This is a genomic window from Caecibacter sp. AF58-12pH5A (genome assembly GCF_027681725.1).
Classification (GTDB): domain Bacteria; phylum Bacillota; class Negativicutes; order Veillonellales; family Megasphaeraceae; genus Megasphaera; species Megasphaera hominis.
This window is the reverse complement of the sequence record NZ_JAQDBC010000001.1, coordinates 29,605-47,929: the sequence shown is the minus strand read 5'-3', so window position 1 is coordinate 47,929 and position 18,325 is coordinate 29,605. Positions and strand designations below refer to the sequence as shown.

Below are 18,325 nucleotides of genomic sequence, written 5' to 3'. Positions count from 1 at the left end.
TATATCATACAAGGATGTGCCTAGATTGATCAATTTAACCAAACGCCTGTCTGCCGTAGCAGAACTGGTGCCGCCTGGCGCCGTCATTGCCGATATCGGTACAGATCACGGCTATATACCCATTGCCCTCTGTGAGAGCGGCCGCTGTCCTAAAGCTATTGCTTCAGACGTCGTGCCCGGCCCCTTGACGGCGGCGAAAGAACACGTACGCCGGGCGGGCCTGACAGCAAAAATCGAATGCCGCCTTGGCAGCGGTCTTGAAACGCTGCAGCCTGGCGAAGTAACAGGTGCCCTCTTTTGTGGCATGGGCGGTCCGCTTATTCAAAACCTCCTGCGCCAGTCGCCTGGCGTCGTAGAAAAACTGGAATTTCTCATCTTCCAGCCGCAGAGCGACGTGCCCGTCCTGCGCCGCCACATTTACGATATGGCCTGGCATATTGAAGACGAACGGCTCGTCGAAGAAGACGGCCGCCTTTACGAAATCATACTGGCCCGTCCTGGCCGTGCCGACGTACCGCCGCGCTGGCTCTGTGAAATCGGCCCGTGTAACTGGGCCCGTCACGACGAACTCGTACCTCGCCTCATTGCCGAGCTGCGGCAAAAGGACGAACGCGTCCGCGCAGGCCTCTTGCGTAGCCAGAAAGACCAAAGCCAGCGCCTGGCCCTGCTGGACCGGCACATCAACGAATTGGAGGAACTCCTATGTCAATACAACTCAGCAAAATAATCAAGGTCATGGAATCCTTCGCGCCGCCCTATTTGGCAGAAAAATGGGATAACCCGGGCCTTCTCGTAGGCAGCCCGAAGCAGGAAATCCGCCGTGCCCTGGTGACCTTGGACGTAACCAAGGAAACGGCCGCCTTTGCTGCTGAAAAAGGCTACGACCTGATCATCAGCCACCACCCGGTTATTTTCTCTAAGCTGGCCAACCTGCGTACAGACCGTTATGACGGCCAGCTTTTCCAAAAGCTTCTGAGTCATAATATTGCCGTCTACAGTGCTCATACGAACTGGGACAGCGCCGCCCGCGGCGTAAACGATATTTTGGCTGAAACTATCGGCTTGACGAATATTCGTGGCCTTGTGCCGGTCCATACGGAGCAGCTCTATAAGTTTGCCGTCTACGTGCCGGCAGATTATGCTGAAGCAGTACGGACAGCTATGGGCGATGCCGGTGCCGGCTTTATCGGAGGCTATAGCCACTGCATGTTCAGCGTCGCCGGCGAAGGGCAGTTCAAACCACACGCCGGTACCCATCCCTTCATCGGTACTGTAGGCGAACTCGAAAAAACGCCGGAAGTACGCATTGAAACGATCATCCCGGCGAGCCGCTTGAATTTGCTCTTGTCGGCCATGAAAATGGCCCATCCTTACGAAGAACCGGCTTTTGACATCTATCCTGTAGCCAATGAGGGAACGGCCTACTATTGCGGCCGTATCGGTACGCTGCCCCAGCCGGAAACGGCGCGCAATGTCCTGCGCAAGATCAAACGGGCCTTAAATCTGCAGATCCTGACCTATGCCGGCAATGAAGACCTTGTTGTCAAAGAAGTCGCCCTCTGCGGCGGTGCCGGTGCGTCCTTTATTGCCGATGCGGCAGCAGCCGGTGCCCAGCTCTATCTTACGGGTGACGTAAAATACCACGAAGCCCAGGATGCCGTAAAACGAGGCATGGTTATTGCCGACGGCGGCCACTATGGCACGGAAATCATTTCTATTCCCGTCCTGGCCCAGCGCCTCCAGGCGGCAGCGAAGGAACGGGACTGGCAGGTCTGCTTCCAGGTAGATCCGACGAGTAAGGATATGTTTGGCCATTGCTAGAAGGAAAGAGGAGAACATCACATGACAAGAGAAGAATGTGTAGAAATTTTCAAAAATGAACCGGTATACGCTATTTTGGGGGAAGCTCTGTCCTTAGGAAGAGACAACGTAGAAACGGCACGGCAGGTCCTGGCGGCAGGCGTCAAAATCATTCAGTACCGGGAAAAACATAAATCGTGGCGCGAAAAATACGCCGAGGCCAAGGTCATTGCCGACCTGTGCCGCGCTGCCGGTGCTGTCTTCATCATGAACGATTCAGCCGATCTGGCTATTGCCTGTGGCGCTGCCGGTATTCACGTCGGCCAGGACGATGCGCCGTGCACCTTTGTGCGCCGCTTAGCAGGGCCGGACATGTTCATTGGCGTTTCCACCAATACCATTGCCGATATTCAGGGAGCCATCAGGGACGGCGCCGATTATGTCGGCTTTGGCCCTATGCATCCGACAGAATCGAAGAAGGACACACACGACCTGGTCACGGCCGAAGCCATTGGCTACGCTACAGCCCAGACGCAAATGCCATTGACCTGCATTGGCGGCGTCGGTCCCGAAACGATTCCCGAACTGTATAAGGAAGGCTTCCGTTCCTTTGCCATGATCAGTGCCATCGTTTCCCAGCCGGACATTGCCGCTGCCGTAGCGCATATCCGTCAGGTTATCGCCCAGGCCGCTCATAAAGGCTGAAAAGTTTTTCTTGACGGCATCTCTGATTTATAGTATTCTAGAAAAGATGAGTATGAATGACAATCGCTGGCCATAGGTCAGAGGAAAGTCCGAGCTCCATAGGGCAGGATGCCGGATAACGTCCGGCGAAGGTGACTTTAGGGATAGTGCCACAGAAATGTGTACCGCCGCGCAAGCGGTAAGGGTGGAACGGTGCGGTAAGAGCGCACCAGCAGTACAGTAATGTGCTGGCTAGGTAAACCCCATCTGGAGCAAGACCGAATAGGGAAGGGATGAGGCGGCCCGCTGATCTTCCGGGTTGTGTCGCTTGAACATGCCGGCAACGGTATGTCTAGATAGATGATTGTCGCTGTCTCCGGACAGAACAAAACTCGGCTTACTGATTACTCATCATTTTTTGCACGTGCAGGGATTTCCGATAAGGGAATCCCTTTTTTATGGAAGCGGCTAGGCCGCCCGGGCCGTGCAGACCTTATTTTTTTATGTATACACGGCGAATGTCTTTACAGCGCGCCTTGCGCATGCTATTATTGCATAAGATAGTCGTAATGTTACGTTATTACAGACAACTTTTTTCTAAAAGAGAGGGATATACGTTGGCCTTAATTGTTAAGAAGTTTGGCGGCAGCTCTGTTGCCACGCCGGACAAAATACGCTCCATCGTGCAGCGGGTTTTGCAGGGTTCACAACCGGATGATAAAATCGTTATCGTAGTATCTGCTATGGGTAAATCGACAGATAAACTGATCGAATTGGCTAGCCAGATTACGTCGAAAACGTACGGCCGCGAAATGGACATGCTCCTTTCGACGGGTGAACAGGTTTCGATCGCCCTCATGGCTATGGCGTTCCAGGCAGCAGGACACAAGTCGATCTCCTTTACAGGTGCCCAGGCCGGCATCAAGACGAGCGATGCCTTTAATAAAGGCCGTATCCTCGATATTCAGCCTGATCGTATCTTGAAAGCCCTCGATGCAGGCAACATCGTCATCGTCGCCGGGTTCCAGGGCATTACCGGTGAAGGCGATATTACGACGCTGGGCCGCGGCGGTTCTGATACGACAGCCGTTGCCATTGCCGGTGCTATCCATGCCGATGTGTGCGAAATTTATACGGACGTGGAAGGCATTTATACAGCCGATCCGCGTGTCGTTCCCAACGCGCGTAAAATGGACCAAATCACGTATGGGGAAATGCTTGAAATGGCTAAGCTGGGTGCGGGCGTCATGCAGCCCCGGGCAGTTGAAATGGGCAGCCGCTTCAACATGCCAATCCATGTGCGTTCTACATTTTCCGACAACGAAGGTACTATCATACAGGAGGCTTATTCCATGGAAATCAAGCAGTATTTAATTCGCGGCGTAGCCGATGATAAAAATGTAGCTAAAATTACGGTACTTGGCGTTCCCAACAAACCGGGCAATGCGTATAAAATCTTTGCTGCTCTGTCCGATGCCAATGTCAGCGTCGACATGATCGTCCAGAGCGTACGCTATGCCAACGAAGGCGTGACAGATATTACCTTTACCGTAGCCCGCGATGAATTGGCTGCTACGAACGATGTCCTGGCCAAGATCAAGGAAGAATTGGGCCTCGAAGAAATCCTCGTCGATGACAAAATGGCCAAGGTTTCTGTTGTCGGTGCCGGTATGGCCGGCCACCCGGGCATTGCCTCTGGCATGTTCGGTGTTCTCGGCGAACATGGCATTAATATCGAAATTATTTCTACGTCCGAAATCAGCATTACCTGCCTCATTGCCGAAGAACATGTAGAAGAAGCCGTCCGCGCTATTCACGCCTATTTCCTTGACGAAGCCTGAGGCACCTATGTCTGTATTGGATAGCTTTGTCGAAGAAATGTTACAGCCTGAAGTACCCAAACGGGTTCTTCTCGAACGCCTTTTGCAGGGCCTGGAGAAGGAAAAGCCGCCGCAATTTAAGATTCCGGCGCCAGCCTACACCTTTGAATCGAACTTACACGGTCTGATCTATGACTATCAGAAGAAAGAAGTAACCATTCACTATAAGGTAGCCCCTGCCGTTTATGAGGACCTCACTGTTTCGTTCATGACGTTTAAGGCGTTGCTCGAAGGCATTGCCATTTGTATCCGCATGCAGAAATGGTAACTACGTACAGCCGTGATTCCCTTGGGAATTGCGGCTGTTTTTTTAGAGGAGGGATTCTATGACCTGCGGTATTGACATCGTAGAAATTAAACGCATTGAAAACTGGGCCGTTACGCGGGGAAACTCCCTGAGCCGTTTTTATACGGAAGGAGAGCTTGCCTATTGCGAAAGCCGTGGCCCCGGTAAGTACGCCTCCCTGGCCGGTATTTTCGCCGCTAAGGAAGCCTTTTGGAAGGCTGTCGGTACGGGCTTTCGCCAAGGCAAGTGGCAAGACGTAGAGGTTGTCCATGATGATCTGGGTGCGCCCCGCTTTATCCTGCACGGCCCGTATTGTGCTGTCGCCGAACTGCGCAGCCTGCCGGCTCTTTCCATTGCCCACGACGGGGCCTACGCCATTGCCCAAGTCGTGTGGCCTTGAATCTCCTTTAAATGAAAAGCCGATTTTGTGGTATAATAAGAAAGTTAAATGTGTCAATTTCGTATGCTTCATTTGAAGGAGAAATTAGGGTGAATAAGAAATATTTCGTACTGCCGCTCCTCGTCCTGTCAGGCTTTTTGCCACTAGGTATGACAACGGCTCAGGCGCGCACAGACGTGACGGCTGTCCGCGTCGTAACGCGTAATGATGCGGACGTTCCTTTTGTCCGTACTGTCGTAGAAACAGAAGAGCCTGTCAAACCGACGGCAACCCTTTCCGCCGACAGACGGACGCTCATCGTCACTATCCCCGGCACGGAACTGGAACGGGATGTAGACAAGCAGCCCCAGGCGGACCGCCATGTCATCAGCAAGATAGAAATTAAAGAACGGGGCTCCCGGACGGAAGTGCGTATAGACGTGCCGCAGGCGCTCACAGCAAAGGACTACAAAATCTTTACCCTGCCGGGCAATGAAAAGAAGCATATCGTCGACCGCGTGGTCATCGATATTAACGATAAGTCCGGCAAGATCCGCCAGTGGAACCATTGGCATGACGCCAAGGACAGTATTTCCAAGCCCTTCAATGATGCCATCAATAAGGACTTTAAAGGCACGCCGGTCATCGGTAAAGGGGAAATGATCTGGCCCGTCAAGGGCGTTATTACGTCGCCCTTTGGCTACCGCATGCATCCCATTTACGGCCGCCAGATCCTGCACTCGGGCATCGATATCGGCGTCGATTACGGTACGCCCGTCAAGGCTGCCTTAGGCGGCGTCGTCCTCGAAGCAGATTGGATGAGCGGCTATGGCAACACGGTTGTCATCGACCACGGCAAGGGCCTCATGACCCTCTACGGTCATAACCAGAAGCTCGCCGTCAAGCAGGGCGACCAGGTCAAACAGGGCGATATCATCGCCTATGCCGGCTCGACAGGCAACTCGACAGGGCCGCACGTACACTTTGAAATCCGCGTCAACGGCGAAGCCGTCGACCCGACGTTATACTTATAAGGATAGAGAGAAAAGGGGAAGCACATGCAGAAACTTAACACAGCCGCCCAGATGCGGCACATGGATCAAACGGCTATGCACGGTATCTACGCTATTGCCCCGGCAATCCTCATGGAAAATGCCGGCCACGCTGTCGTAGAAAAGGGTGATGCCTTCGTTGGCGGCTGGGGCGGCAAGGACGTTGTTATCCTGTGCGGCAAAGGCAATAACGGTGGCGACGGCTTCGTCATTGCCCGCCAGCTCCTGACGGCTGGCGCCCGGGTTTACGTTTACATCTTGGGCCAGCCCGAAGACTACAGCGAGGAAGCGTGCAATCATTTGACGACCCTGCGCCAGCTCGCCGACGACGATCTGTGTATTCTCGAATTTTTCCAAGGCCGTCCTTGTGACTGGGGCCTCCTGACGAAACGCCTGGAAGCAAGCCAGGTCGTCATCGACGCCCTCTTGGGTATGGGCTTTCACGGTGATTTGCGGGAGCCTATGAGCCGCATCGTAGCCATCGTCAACGCCGTAGCGGCTACTGGCTCCCTGCAGGTCATTGCCGTCGATATTCCAACTGGCGTCAACGCCGATACAGGTGCTGTCAGTGGTGCCGGCAGTGACGAAGAAAACGGGCCCCTTTTTGCGGACCTGACCGTCACCTTTGGCGCTCTCAAACGAGGCCTCGTATTCTATCCCGGCCGGGCCTGTGCCGGCCAGATCGAACTGGACGCCATCGGCATGCCCTGGCCTCTCCTGCAGGCCCAGGAAGATGACCCGGCGTATCTTCTCATGGAACAGGATATTGCCGAAGTCCTCGTACCGCGCCGTCCCGATTCCCACAAAGGAACCCACGGGACCATTGCTATCGTCACAGGCAGCAGCGACATGGCCGGTGCTGCCCTCATGGCTGTCCGCGGTGCCATCCGCGGCGGTGCCGGCAAGGTCTTTTTGCGCGTCCCTAAGGAAACGGCAGACTATTGCATCGGCAAGGAAATAGAGGCCATGGTCCACGGTGCCGGTACGGGCGATCATTTCACGGCTGCCGATGCTGGAGAAATCCTCGCCGATTACCGGAATAAACGCTGGTCTGTCATTGCCATGGGCCCCGGTCTCGGCGTCCACAAGGAAACGAAGGACTTCGTCAAGGCCGTCATTGCCGGCACGACCTGTCCCCTCGTCCTCGATGCAGACGCTCTCAACGTACTTGCAGACGAACGGGAATTCCTGGCCCCCTATGGCAGCCGTCTCATTCTGACACCTCACGTAGCCGAATTCAGCCGCCTGAGCGGGTTCTCTATGGCAGATATCGAAGCTGATCCCATTGGCAAGGCAAAAGAATTCGTCCGCCAGTGGCATGTCAACCTGGTCCTCAAGGGCGCACCGACGGTCATCGTTTCGGCCAAGACCTGCCATGCTTACGTCAATCCTACAGGCAATGCCGGTATGGCTTGTGGCGGTATGGGCGATATCCTCACGGGTATGACCGCTTCCTTTGCCGTCCACGCCGGACTGCCCGACCTGTGCAGCGCTGCCTGCGCAGCCGTCTATGTTCACGGTGCTGCCGGAGATTACTGTCACGACGAATACGGCCCTTACGGCTTTTCGCCTGTCGACGTAGCCGATGCCGTGCCACGCGTTATCCGTCGCCTCGAGGAAAACATGGAACGGCCGGTACTGCAGCGTCCCTTAGTAACGGAAGACTGAATTTGAATATATTTCTCACAGACTGCCTGAAACGTAGCTGTTCAGGCAGTCTTTTTTTGTCCTTTTCCCGTGGACGGTTGTAACAAAACTGTCACCGTTCCGGGCCGCTCATAACAGAAAAAAAGCTTAATTTACAGGGAGAGGTATGTTATAATAGTAACGTTCAAGTGAAAAGGAGTAGATAACAGTGTTCAAAAAATTACTTATGATACCGTTACTGGCCCTGGCGTGTGTCCTGCCGCTGGCTTCTGCTGCCGCCGCCAGTACGGAAATTTCGAGCGTCCGCGTGGCCACGCGTAATGACGCCAACACGCCTTTTGTGCGTACTGTCGTAGATGTATCGCAAAAAGTGACACCGCGGCTGTACCTCGATAAGTCCGGCCAATATGTGACCGTTACCCTGCCCAATACGAAAATTGACAAGAACGTTCAAAAACAGTATGACGCCAATAAAAACGTCATCTCCCGTATTTGGCTCACCCAGCGGTCGTCCGCTACGGATGTCAACATCAAGGTACCGCGCAAGATCACGGCTAACGACCTCAAGGTCTTCACCTTACCGGCTAACGCCAAGGCAAAGACCAACAACCGTGTGGTCATCGACATTAACGACAAATCAGGCAAAGTAAAACAGTGGAGCCATTGGGGCGACACGAGCATTGGTATTCATCCCTCGCAGCAGACGAAAACGTCCTGGAAATCCCGGACGGATAGCGGCAGTGCAGCCGGTGCGGCTACGGTAACCATCCCGTCGTATGGTAAGAGTGCATCGTACAGCCTGACGAAAGGTCTCAAAGGCAAAACCATCTGCATCGACCCGGGCCACGGCGGCACGGATACAGGCGCCATCGGTTCCATGAGTCAGGAAAAGAACATTACCCTGGCCATTTCCAAAAAGGTCCAGCAGCTCTTGCAAGAAGCCGGGGCCAACGTCATTATGACCCGCACGACCGACGTCGACGTCTATGCACCGAATGACGGCGCTGTAGAAGAACTGCAGGCCCGTTGCAACATTGCCAACGCGTCCAAGGCCGACGTCTTTGTCTGCATTCACATCGATTCCTTCTCGTCGCCTGATGCCATGGGTGTCACGGCGTATTACAACCCAAAAACCCAGTATGATTTGGGCCTGGCCAAGTACATCCACCAGCAGAACATGAAAGCAACGAGCTTCCCGGACCGCGGTGTCGATACGGCAAACTTCTACGTGCTCCTGCACACGAACATGCCGGCTACGCTCCTGGAACTGGGCTTCATTTCTAACCCGGGTGAAGAAAAGGCCCTCAACACGGAAACCCAGCAGGATAATTTTGCTGAAAGTATCGTCAAAGGCCTGGCTGATTATTTTGATCACAACGGTCTCTAATCTATTCTTTTTAGGCAAAGCGGCACGCATCTTTACGGTGTGTGCCGTTTTTACGTATGTAAAATTGAGCAAGTGCCTGTCTTTTTCTAATATTCGTTATATGCATGATACGTGTTTTTTGATATAATGTTTTAATAGAATAAGTGCAGAATAGCTGCAGGAGGGGAATAGACTTATGATGAAGCGCAACATTGTCCTGGTGGGCATGATGGGCAGTGGCAAAAGTCATATTGGGCGCAAGATCGCTGTGCATCTGGGCTGGCAGTTTGTCGATACGGACCGGCGTATGGAACGCCAGACAGGACAGTCCATTGCGGACTTTTATGAAACAGCAGGGGAGAAGGCCTTTCGAGAGCGAGAAATCAACGTCTTACAGCAAGTAAGCCGCTATCACGAAGCGGTCATCTCGTTTGGTGGCAATTTCCCTATGAATATCGATACGTATCGTATTTTGCACCGTCATGGCTACATCGTGGCCCTGCGTTCGGCTGCCTTTCGCGTAGAAGAACGCGTGAGCCGTCACATAGGGAAACGGCCGACAGTCGATTACGATCATCTCCACGAATTCGTGCAACACATGGACGAGCAGTGGAAGCACGTCTATCCGTACTGTGATTACGTCGTCGATACGACCAACCACAGTGCCGAAGAAATCGTAGAGATCATTATTGGTCAGCTCGGACGCGACAAGGTGCAATTTGCATCGAGGGAAAGAAAGGGGACTGAGCAAAAATGATTACAAAAATCGGGGTTTTGACGAGCGGCGGCGATGCGCCGGGCATGAACGCAGCTATTCGTGGCGTAACGCGTTATGCCATCGAACAAGGCTTATCCGTAACGGGTATCATCCGCGGCTATGAAGGGCTCTTGAGCCATGAAATCATGCCACTCGACCGGCGTGATGTAGGCGGTATTATCCACCGTGGCGGCACGATGCTGCGCACGGCACGCTGCTTGGAATTCATGGAAGAAAAGACACAGAAGGAAGCCGCTGCCTATATCCGCGAAAATGACATTGACGCCCTCGTCGTCATCGGCGGTGACGGTTCTATGCGCGGTGCCCAGGCGCTGAGCAAGCAGGGCATTCCGACTATCGTCATTCCCGGTACTATCGATAACGACATGGATGGCACAGAATATACGATTGGCTTTGATACGACCGTCAACACGGTCCTGCAGTGCGTCAACCGCATTCGCGATACGGCGTATTCCCACGACCGCGTGGCTGTTATCGAAGTCATGGGCCGTCACGCCGGCTTCATCGCCTTGCACGCCGGCCTGGCTGCCGGTGCCGAAGCGGTTCTCGTACCGGAACACGACGTGTCACTGGAAGATCTGTGCATGCACCTCAACGAATCGCACCGCATGGGCAAGATGAGCAGTATCGTCATCGTCGCAGAAGGGGCCATGAAGGGCTCTGATGTATATGATTATATAAAGGAACACACCTATCTCGAACCGAACCTGACCGTCCTCGGCTACGTCCAGCGTGGCGGTTCGCCAACTGCCAGGGACGCCATCATGGCCAGCCTCTTTTCGGAAAAGGCCATCGACTGCCTCCTGTCGGGGACGTACAACTGCGTCATCGGCCAGATCGGTGAAACTATTGCGGCTACGCCCTATACGGAAGCACCGCGGTACCATTTCCCCTTGGACGAAAACATGTACCGCCTGGTTCACCAGCTGGGCCGCTGAGCGAAAAAAACAGGAAAATAATAAGAAAAGCAACTCTGTGCCGGCACCTATGAGGCATTTTACTCTGCCGGCACAGAGTTTTTTTCGTTAACATGCATTGACATTGAATATTGATACACTTATAATGACAAGTACTGATGAAATTATTTTTACCGCCATCTAAAGGAGTGTTTGGCATGACCTTTGATTTTCAGTTGATTCTGAATTCCTTGCCGTTATTGCTGCAAGGTGCAGCCGTAACCATTGAAATTACGGCTATGTCCGTCGGCATCGGCCTGGTACTGGGCCTGATCACCAGTATTTGCCGCCTGTCGCATATGAAAGTTTTGAATATCCTCGCCGTGTGCTACGTCAACGTCATTCGTGGCACGCCTATGCTGGTACAGATCTTCCTTATTTATTTCGCCCTGCCTATGCTCATTGGCGAACGGATCAATCCCTTCGTCGCTGCCGTCGGCGCCTGTTCCATCAACAGTGGTGCCTACGTATCGGAAATTTTCCGTGCAGGCATTCAGTCTGTCGACCGCGGACAAATGGAAGCCGGCCGTTCCCTGGGCCTTTCGTGGGGACAGACCATGCGCTACATCATTTTGCCCCAGGCCTTCAAGCAGGTCATTCCGCCCCTTGGTAACGAATTCATTTCCATGACCAAGGAAACGTCCCTGGTTTCCGTTATCGGCTTTGAAGAATTGACCCGCCGTGGCCAGCTGATCATTGCCAAGACCTATGGCTCCTTTGAAATCTGGCTCACAGTAGCTGCAATTTATCTGATCATGACGCTCGGCATTGCCCGGCTCGTAAGCTATTTGGAAAAGAGGTATGCAACGGATGATAGAAATTAAAGGCTTAAAGAAAAGCTTTGGGACGCACGAGGTACTGAAGGGCATCGACCTGACCATTCAGGATAAAGAGGTAGTCGTTATTATCGGCCCGTCGGGCTCCGGCAAGAGTACCATCCTGCGCTGCATCAACTATTTGGAAGTGCCTACCGGCGGCGATATCGTTGTCGACGGCATCAGCATGAACGACGCCAAGAGTATCAACGCTGTCCGTATGGAAGTCGGTATGGTATTCCAGCGCTTCAACCTGTTTCCGCACATGACGGTCTTGGAAAATATCATGCTGTCGCCTATGAAGACCCGTCATATCAGCCGTAAGGAAGCCGAAGAAACGGCTGTCAGTCTCCTGCGCAAGGTCGGCCTGGAAGAAAAAAAGGATGCCTATCCCAATACCCTTTCCGGCGGCCAGCAGCAGCGTGTGGCCATTGCCCGGGCTCTGGCTATGAAGCCGAAATTCATGCTCTTTGACGAACCGACGTCGGCGCTCGACCCGGAAATGGTCCGCGAAGTACTGGATGTTATCAAAGCTCTGGCTAAGGATGGCATGGCCATGGCCATCGTCACGCACGAAATGGGCTTTGCCCGTGAAGTAGCCGACCGGGTTCTCTTCGTCGACGGCGGTTACATCGTCGAAGAAGGAAAACCGGACGACGTCTTCAGCCATCCGCAGGAAGAACGGACGAAAGAATTCCTGTCGAAGATTCTCTAATAGCAAAACGTAAACCCTTGTAGTGGCTGCTGCAAGGGTTTTTATTTTTTTGTCCACATAAAGCGTCAGAACCTAAGGAAACAGGCCCTTGTGAAAAAACTTTGTAAATTTTCCATCATTGACACGTACAGACCTTTTTGTTACAATCATGTTGTATTTATATTTAGATATAGTTATGAGGAGATGCAGAATGTTCACAGGTTTATGGGCTGGCCGTAGTCGTAAACAGTTTGTAGATGTCTGTGCTATCCGTATGTCTAAATGAAAAACCCAAAGGGGGCCTTGTATCCCTTTGGGTTTTGTTTTTTTCTAAGGAGGGGTTCCGTTATGAAAGTTGGTTTGGTTATGGGAAGCGACTCTGATATTCCCGTAATGAAAAAAGCCTTGGAAGTATTTCATGATTTTGACGTAGAATGCGAAGTATTACTGGCTTCAGCACACCGCACGCCGGCAGCTGTCCAGGAATTTGCTTCAAAAGCCCGGGACAGAGGTTTGAGCTGCATCGTTGCCGGTGCCGGCATGGCCGCTCATCTGCCTGGTGTTATCGCCAGCTTTACGACATTACCGGTCATCGGCGTGCCCCTCGAAAGCGGCAGCCTTAAAGGCATGGACGCACTCTTAGCCATCGTCCAGATGCCGTCGGGCATGCCTGTTGCGACGGTTGCCATTAACGGCGCTAAAAACGCAGCCCTCCTGGCTGTCCAGATCGGCGCTACGAGCGACCCTGAACTGGCTGCCAAGTACAAGGCATACCGCGAAAAGATGAGCCGCGACGTCATGGAAAAGAATGACAAGCTCCAGCAGCATCTCAATACGGCCGCGTCGGTTTACAACAAGGTACAGGACACTGTTGAATCCGTCGTCCGTACTGTCAGCGACGCCGTAGAAAAGAACAAGTAATACCATTAAAAACGTAGATTTCACACAACAGGGAGGTTCCCACTAATGTACGACTCGATTTGGGACAAGCAGCACGAAGAATGCGGTGTCATCGGTATTCTCGACCGGACACTGGACATACCGAGATATTTGTATTGGGGCTTGTTTGCTTTGCAGCACCGCGGCCAGGAAAGCGGCGGTATTGCCCTTACAGACGGCCACGATATCTTTACCTATCGCGGCATGGGGCTCATTAGCACCGTCTTTGAAAAAGGCTTGCCTGACGATTTAGGCGGACACATCGGCATTGGCCACGTCCGTTATTCGACGACCGGGTCCAACAACCCGCGCAATATTCAGCCTCTCGCCGTATACTCGGCCTTCGGCCAGATTGCCCTGGCACACAACGGCAACCTGACGAACACGCGCGAACTGCGGGAAGAACTCGACGCCAACGGCGTTACCTTCCAGACGACGATGGATACGGAAATCATCGTCAACCTCATTAGCCGCAGCCGGCAGACGACGGTCATCGACCGTATTAAGGAAAGCATGAACCGTTTGGAAGGCGCTTTTTCCGTTACCATTATGACCAAGGACCATCTCTATGGTGTGCGCGATAAGTTTGGCTTCCGTCCCCTTTGCATTGGCAGAACGACGACCGGCGGCTGGGTGCTCGCTTCGGAAACGTGCGGCCTCGACGCCTTGGGCGCAACCTACGTTCGTGACGTACAGCCCGGCGAAATCGTCGATATTACAGAAGCCGGTATGAAATCCATCATGTATACAGAGCCCCAGCGCAAGCAGGTCTGCTCCTTTGAATATATTTACTTTGCCCGTCCGGACAGCGTCATCGACGGCCAGGATATTTACCAGGCCCGCCTCAATATGGGTAAGGAAATGTGGAACGAAACGCAGTATGATGCGGACCTCGTCATTTCCGTCCCTGATAGCGGCACGACAGCTGCCATCGGCTATTCCATGGCCTCGGGCATTCCTTTCAACCACGGCCTCATCAAGAACCGTTACATGGGCCGTACGTTCATCAAGCCGACGCAGAAGGAACGCGAGCTGGCCGTACGCATGAAGCTCAACGTCGTCAAATCCGTCGTCAAGGGCAAGCGTATCGTCATGGTCGACGACTCCATCGTCCGCGGCACGACGAGCGGCATCATCTGTAAGATGCTCCGCGAAGCCGGCGCCAAGGAAGTCTATATGTGCGTATCCGCACCGCCGATTATGTATTCATGCTTCTACGGCATCGATACGTCGGTCCGCAAGGAACTCATCGCTTCGGCCCTGAGTGTAGAAGAAATCCGCAAATACATTGGCGTTGACAAGCTGCATTTTATCAGCATCGACGGCCTCTGCCGCGCCATCCCCAACATTCCTCGCGAAGACCTCTGTCTCGCCTGCTTTAACAACGACTATCCTACTGCTGTACCTGTGACCAACGAGGAAGGAGAAAAATATGCTCTCGAATAAAAAAGGACTCACTTACGCCGACGCCGGTGTAGATATTGATGCCGGCAATAAAGCCGTAGAACTCATGAAAGACTCCGTAAAAGCTACGTATCGCCCGGAAGTACTCGGTGACCTCGGCGGCTTTGGCGGCCTCTTTTCGCTCATGAACAGCAACATCAAAAAACCGATCCTCGTCAGCGGTACTGACGGCGTAGGCACGAAGCTGCGCCTGGCCATCATGATGAACAAGCACGACACGGTCGGCCAGGACTGCGTTGCCATGTCCATTAACGACGTTCTCGTCCAGGGCGCAGAACCGCTCTTTTTCCTCGATTACATTGCCGTAGGCAAACTCGATCCCGTCCAGGTAGCGACTATCGTCAAAGGTGTAGCCCATGCCTGTGAAGAATCTGGCTGTGCCCTCTTAGGCGGCGAAACAGCTGAAATGGCCGGTTTCTATGCCAAAGACGACTACGACCTGGCTGGCTTTGGCGTCGGCATCGTCGACCGCGACAAGGTCATTACCGGTGAAACCATCGGTGCTGGCGACGTCCTCATCGGCCTGCCGTCTACAGGCGTTCATTCCAATGGCTTCTCCCTGGTCCGCAAAATCGTCTTCGAACGGCAGAAGATGCAGCTCGACCAGTACGTGGACGAACTGGGCATGACCATTGGCGAATGCCTGCTCACGCCGACGCGCCTCTATCCCCGTCCCTGCCTGCCCCTCATCCGCAACTTCGACATTAAAGGCATGGTCCACATTACAGGCGGCGGCTTTTATGAAAACATTCCCCGCGTCCTGCCTAAGGGTATCGGCGTAGAAATCGACGTCACTACGTGGCCGCAGCTGCCTATCTTTGGTCTCCTCCAGAAATGGGGCGATGTAGCCAAAGAAGAAATGTACCGTACGTTTAACATGGGTATCGGTATGATCCTCATCGTCAAAGCTGACGACGTAGATGCCATCATGGCCAACCTGTCCGAACGCGGCGAAAAAGCCTATATCATCGGCAAGACCGTCCAGAGTGACGTCCGCGTGACGCTCAAAGGGGGCGCCTTCGATGACTAAGAAAAAAATCGTCCTCTTTGCTTCCGGCCGCGGCTCTAACGCCGAAGCCATTCATGACGCCGTTGTAGAAGGGATGATCAACGGGGAAATTATGGCCCTCGTCTGTGATATTCCCGGTGCCGGCTGTATTGATTTGGCCAAAAGCTGGGATATTCCCGTTATCGTCGCTGACCGCAAGCAGTTCGACAGCAAGGATGCCTTTGAACAGTTCATTCTCGACGCCATTGCGCCTTATGAAGCAGACCTCCTGTGCCTGGCTGGCTTCATGCGTCTTTTGAGCGGCAAGTTTATTTCCCATTACGAACATAAAATTATCAATATTCACCCGGCCCTCCTGCCCAGCTTCCGCGGCCTCCACGCCCAGAGACAGGCAGTAGAAGCCGGAGTCAAGATTGCCGGCTGTACGGTTCATTTCGTCGTAGCCGATATGGATGCCGGCCCGATCATCCTGCAGTCAGCCGTACCAGTCTACGAATCGGATACGGAAGACACGCTGGCTGCCCGCATCCTGACTAAAGAGCACCCGACGTATGTCCGTGCTGTAGAGCTCTTTTGCGAAGATAAGCTGACCATTGAAGGCAACCTGGTAAAGGGTACTGAAGACTAAGGAGGAATTCTCATGAAAGTAAAACGCGCACTGCTCAGTGTTTCTGATAAAACAGGCATCGTCGAACTCGGCAAGGCTTTGGCTGAGCTCGGCATTGAAATCATCTCCACAGGCGGCACCATGCGGGCCCTCCGCGATGCCGGTGTCCCCGTCATGGCTGTACAGGACGTAACAGGCTTTCCGGAAATGATGGATGGCCGCGTCAAGACGCTCCATCCGAAGATCCACGGCGCCATCCTTGCCGTCCGCGACAACCCGAGCCACGTACAGGACATGAAGGATCACGATATTACACCTATCGACTTAGTCGTCGTCAATCTCTATCCCTTCCAGCAGACCATTGCCAAGCCGGACGTTACGCTGCCGGAAGCCATCGAAAACATCGACATTGGCGGCCCCTGCATGGTCCGCGCATCGGCTAAGAACAATAAATACGTAGCCATCGTTACGAACCCTAAGAAATACGGCGAAATCGTCGATATCCTCAAGAAAGATGGCGAATTCACCGATGCCTATCGTCTGGAACTGGCCCGTGAAGCCTTCCAGCATACAGCTCAGTACGACACGGCTATTGCTGCCTACCTGACCGAACAGGTCGAAAAGGGGGACGCAAAATAATGAAAGTAGCTGTCATCGGTGGCGGCGGCCGGGAACATGCCCTGGCCGTAACGCTCGCCAAGAGCCCGTCTGTAGAAAAGCTCTACGCTCTGCCTGGCAGTGACGCCATGGCCTCTGTGGCCCAGTGCGTCCCCGTTGGGGTAGAAGACCTGAGCGGCATTGCTGCCTTCTGCGAAAAGGAAGGCGTAGACCTCGTCGTCGTCGGCCCGGAAGTTCCCTTGACGGAAGGTCTGGCCGACGTATGCCAGGCCAAAGGCATTGCTGTCTTCGGCCCTAATAAGGCTGCAGCCCAGATGGAAGGCTCCAAGGTCTTTGCCAAGAATCTCATGAAAAAATACAACGTACCCACAGCGGCGTATGCGTCCTTTACGGATGGCGCTGCTGCCAAGGACTACATTACAGCCCAGGGTGCGCCTATTGTCGTCAAAGCCGACGGTTTGGCTGCCGGTAAAGGCGTCGTCGTTGCCCAGACTGTAGCCGAAGCTTTGGCTGCTGTCGATGCCATCATGGAAGACCGCATTTTTGGCGAATCCGGCGGCCGCATTGTCATTGAAGAATGCATGGTCGGTGAAGAAGCGAGCCTCCTGGCTTTCGTCGATGGCAAGACAATTGTGCCCATGATTTCCGCCCAGGACCACAAGCGCATTTTCGACGGTGATAAGGGCCCCAACACAGGTGGCATGGGCGCCTACGCACCGGCTCCGGTCATGACGCCGGAACTGACCCGGACCGTATACGATACGATTCTCGTACCGGTCGTACAGGGGTTGGCTGCCGAAGGCATTACCTATCAGGGCTGTCTCTACGCAGGCCTGATGATTACGGCTGACGGCCCGAAGGTCGTCGAATTTAACTGCCGCTTTGGTGACCCTGAAACGCAGGCTGTATTGCCCCTCCTTGACGGCGACCTGGCCCAGATCATGCTGGCCTGTGCTAAGGGCACACTCACAGCCGATATGGTGCACTGGAAACAGGCTTCTGCGTGCTGTGTCATCATGGCTAGCAAAGGCTATCCTGAATCGAGCCACAAGGGCGATGTCATCAGCGGTCTCGACAGCGTCGCTCCGGATGTACAGGTATTCCATTCGGGTACCAAGGTCGTAGACGGCCAGTACGTCACAAACGGCGGCCGTGTCCTCGGCGTCACTGCCCTCGGTGCCACCCTGAAGGAAGCAATTGACCAGGCCTACGCTAACGTACGGCGCATTTCCTTTGACGGCCAGCAGGTCCGTCAGGACATTGGCGCCAAGGGTCTGCGTCATTTAGGAAAATAACAATAAAGGGCAGACCCGGAATGGCTATCTGATTTCGCGCCTGCCCTTTCTCTTTT

18 protein-coding genes, 1 other RNA gene and 1 pseudogene are annotated in these 18,325 nt (G+C 53.8%); all 20 read left to right on the top strand.

The window, feature by feature from the left end:
* Positions 1 to 25: 25 nt before the first annotated feature.
* The 20 genes and pseudogenes from PGX44_RS00255 (at position 26) to purD (ending at position 18,269) form a co-directional block, all read left to right on the top strand.
* Entirely contained in the window at positions 26 to 727 is a 702-nt protein-coding gene (locus tag PGX44_RS00255) for a tRNA (adenine(22)-N(1))-methyltransferase (RefSeq protein WP_498853774.1), read from the top strand.
* The gene (locus tag PGX44_RS00250; RefSeq protein WP_498853773.1) at positions 703 to 1,821 is read left to right on the top strand and encodes a Nif3-like dinuclear metal center hexameric protein; all 1,119 of its coding nucleotides are present in this window, start codon (positions 703 to 705) and stop codon (positions 1,819 to 1,821) included. Before PGX44_RS00255 ends, PGX44_RS00250 begins: the two co-directional genes overlap by 25 nt.
* 21 nt (positions 1,822 to 1,842) lie before the next feature.
* Positions 1,843 to 2,505 carry a thiamine phosphate synthase gene (gene thiE / locus PGX44_RS00245; RefSeq protein ID WP_498853772.1) on the top strand — a complete coding sequence of 221 codons (663 nt, stop codon included), beginning with the start codon at positions 1,843 to 1,845 and terminating at the stop codon, positions 2,503 to 2,505.
* 47 nt (positions 2,506 to 2,552) lie between these two features.
* Positions 2,553 to 2,899: RNase P RNA component class A (rnpB, locus tag PGX44_RS00240), an RNA gene on the top strand.
* A 202-nt stretch (positions 2,900 to 3,101) separates the two neighbouring features.
* Positions 3,102 to 4,325: an aspartate kinase gene (locus PGX44_RS00235; RefSeq protein ID WP_186501847.1), complete on the top strand. Its 1,224-nt coding sequence runs from the start codon at positions 3,102 to 3,104 to the stop codon at positions 4,323 to 4,325.
* 7 nt (positions 4,326 to 4,332) lie between these two features.
* Positions 4,333 to 4,632, top strand: coding sequence for a hypothetical protein (locus PGX44_RS00230; RefSeq protein WP_186501846.1), 300 nt, complete (start codon positions 4,333 to 4,335; stop codon positions 4,630 to 4,632).
* A gap of 58 nt (positions 4,633 to 4,690) precedes the next feature.
* Entirely contained in the window at positions 4,691 to 5,050 is a 360-nt protein-coding gene (acpS, locus tag PGX44_RS00225; RefSeq protein WP_498853771.1) for a holo-ACP synthase, read from the top strand.
* An 89-nt stretch (positions 5,051 to 5,139) separates the two neighbouring features.
* The gene (locus tag PGX44_RS00220; protein WP_288200869.1) at positions 5,140 to 6,063 is read left to right on the top strand and encodes a M23 family metallopeptidase; all 924 of its coding nucleotides are present in this window, start codon (positions 5,140 to 5,142) and stop codon (positions 6,061 to 6,063) included.
* 24 nt (positions 6,064 to 6,087) lie between these two features.
* The gene (locus tag PGX44_RS00215; protein WP_498853770.1) at positions 6,088 to 7,749 is read left to right on the top strand and encodes an NAD(P)H-hydrate dehydratase; all 1,662 of its coding nucleotides are present in this window, start codon (positions 6,088 to 6,090) and stop codon (positions 7,747 to 7,749) included.
* A 205-nt stretch (positions 7,750 to 7,954) separates the two neighbouring features.
* A complete protein-coding gene (locus tag PGX44_RS00210; protein WP_498853769.1) occupies positions 7,955 to 9,115 on the top strand; it encodes an N-acetylmuramoyl-L-alanine amidase family protein in 1,161 nt (386 codons plus the stop codon).
* 175 nt (positions 9,116 to 9,290) lie between these two features.
* Positions 9,291 to 9,851 (top strand): shikimate kinase, encoded by a 561-nt coding sequence (locus tag PGX44_RS00205; protein WP_186501841.1) that lies wholly within the window; start codon positions 9,291 to 9,293, stop codon positions 9,849 to 9,851.
* Positions 9,848 to 10,810 (top strand): 6-phosphofructokinase, encoded by a 963-nt coding sequence (gene pfkA / locus PGX44_RS00200; RefSeq protein ID WP_186501840.1) that lies wholly within the window; start codon positions 9,848 to 9,850, stop codon positions 10,808 to 10,810. The genes PGX44_RS00205 and pfkA overlap by 4 nt, the downstream gene beginning before the upstream one ends.
* A gap of 176 nt (positions 10,811 to 10,986) precedes the next feature.
* Positions 10,987 to 11,652, top strand: coding sequence for an amino acid ABC transporter permease (locus PGX44_RS00195; protein ID WP_186501839.1), 666 nt, complete (start codon positions 10,987 to 10,989; stop codon positions 11,650 to 11,652).
* Positions 11,639 to 12,358, top strand: a complete 720-nt coding sequence (locus PGX44_RS00190; protein ID WP_186501838.1) for an amino acid ABC transporter ATP-binding protein — start codon at positions 11,639 to 11,641, stop codon at positions 12,356 to 12,358. Before PGX44_RS00195 ends, PGX44_RS00190 begins: the two co-directional genes overlap by 14 nt.
* Positions 12,359 to 12,685: 327 nt before the next feature.
* Positions 12,686 to 13,168 (top strand): annotated as a pseudogene (gene purE, locus PGX44_RS00185) (5-(carboxyamino)imidazole ribonucleotide mutase); the annotation flags it as partial.
* A 135-nt stretch (positions 13,169 to 13,303) separates the two neighbouring features.
* Positions 13,304 to 14,722, top strand: coding sequence for an amidophosphoribosyltransferase (purF, locus tag PGX44_RS00180; protein WP_498853768.1), 1,419 nt, complete (start codon positions 13,304 to 13,306; stop codon positions 14,720 to 14,722).
* A complete protein-coding gene (gene purM, locus PGX44_RS00175) occupies positions 14,709 to 15,770 on the top strand; it encodes a phosphoribosylformylglycinamidine cyclo-ligase (RefSeq protein WP_186501835.1) in 1,062 nt (353 codons plus the stop codon). The genes purF and purM overlap by 14 nt, the downstream gene beginning before the upstream one ends.
* On the top strand, positions 15,763 to 16,377 hold the full coding sequence (gene purN, locus PGX44_RS00170) for a phosphoribosylglycinamide formyltransferase (protein ID WP_289001783.1): 615 nt from the start codon (positions 15,763 to 15,765) through the stop codon (positions 16,375 to 16,377). Before purM ends, purN begins: the two co-directional genes overlap by 8 nt.
* A gap of 12 nt (positions 16,378 to 16,389) precedes the next feature.
* A complete protein-coding gene (locus tag PGX44_RS00165) occupies positions 16,390 to 16,995 on the top strand; it encodes an IMP cyclohydrolase (RefSeq protein WP_498853767.1) in 606 nt (201 codons plus the stop codon).
* Positions 16,995 to 18,269, top strand: a complete 1,275-nt coding sequence (gene purD, locus PGX44_RS00160) for a phosphoribosylamine--glycine ligase (RefSeq protein ID WP_498853766.1) — start codon at positions 16,995 to 16,997, stop codon at positions 18,267 to 18,269. The genes PGX44_RS00165 and purD overlap by 1 nt, the downstream gene beginning before the upstream one ends.
* Positions 18,270 to 18,325: the final 56 nt, after the last annotated feature.

Bases quoted from the DNA above. Each gene is read 5' to 3' on its own strand.
- PGX44_RS00230 (WP_186501846.1), top strand. From the start codon at position 4,333: ATGTCTGTATTGGATAGCTTTGTCGAAGAAATGTTACAGCCTGAAGTA.
- purM (WP_186501835.1), top strand. From the start codon at position 14,709: ATGCTCTCGAATAAAAAAGGACTCACTTACGCCGACGCCGGTGTAGAT.
- PGX44_RS00165 (WP_498853767.1), top strand. From the start codon at position 16,390: ATGAAAGTAAAACGCGCACTGCTCAGTGTTTCTGATAAAACAGGCATC.
- PGX44_RS00190 (WP_186501838.1), top strand. From the start codon at position 11,639: ATGATAGAAATTAAAGGCTTAAAGAAAAGCTTTGGGACGCACGAGGTA.
- purD (WP_498853766.1), top strand. From the start codon at position 16,995: ATGAAAGTAGCTGTCATCGGTGGCGGCGGCCGGGAACATGCCCTGGCC.
- purN (WP_289001783.1), top strand. From the start codon at position 15,763: ATGACTAAGAAAAAAATCGTCCTCTTTGCTTCCGGCCGCGGCTCTAAC.
- pfkA (WP_186501840.1), top strand. From the start codon at position 9,848: ATGATTACAAAAATCGGGGTTTTGACGAGCGGCGGCGATGCGCCGGGC.
- thiE (WP_498853772.1), top strand. From the start codon at position 1,843: ATGACAAGAGAAGAATGTGTAGAAATTTTCAAAAATGAACCGGTATAC.
- acpS (WP_498853771.1), top strand. From the start codon at position 4,691: ATGACCTGCGGTATTGACATCGTAGAAATTAAACGCATTGAAAACTGG.
- PGX44_RS00195 (WP_186501839.1), top strand. From the start codon at position 10,987: ATGACCTTTGATTTTCAGTTGATTCTGAATTCCTTGCCGTTATTGCTG.
- PGX44_RS00210 (WP_498853769.1), top strand. From the start codon at position 7,955: ATGATACCGTTACTGGCCCTGGCGTGTGTCCTGCCGCTGGCTTCTGCT.
- PGX44_RS00215 (WP_498853770.1), top strand. From the start codon at position 6,088: ATGCAGAAACTTAACACAGCCGCCCAGATGCGGCACATGGATCAAACG.
- purF (WP_498853768.1), top strand. From the start codon at position 13,304: ATGTACGACTCGATTTGGGACAAGCAGCACGAAGAATGCGGTGTCATC.
- PGX44_RS00205 (WP_186501841.1), top strand. From the start codon at position 9,291: ATGATGAAGCGCAACATTGTCCTGGTGGGCATGATGGGCAGTGGCAAA.
- PGX44_RS00250 (WP_498853773.1), top strand. From the start codon at position 703: ATGTCAATACAACTCAGCAAAATAATCAAGGTCATGGAATCCTTCGCG.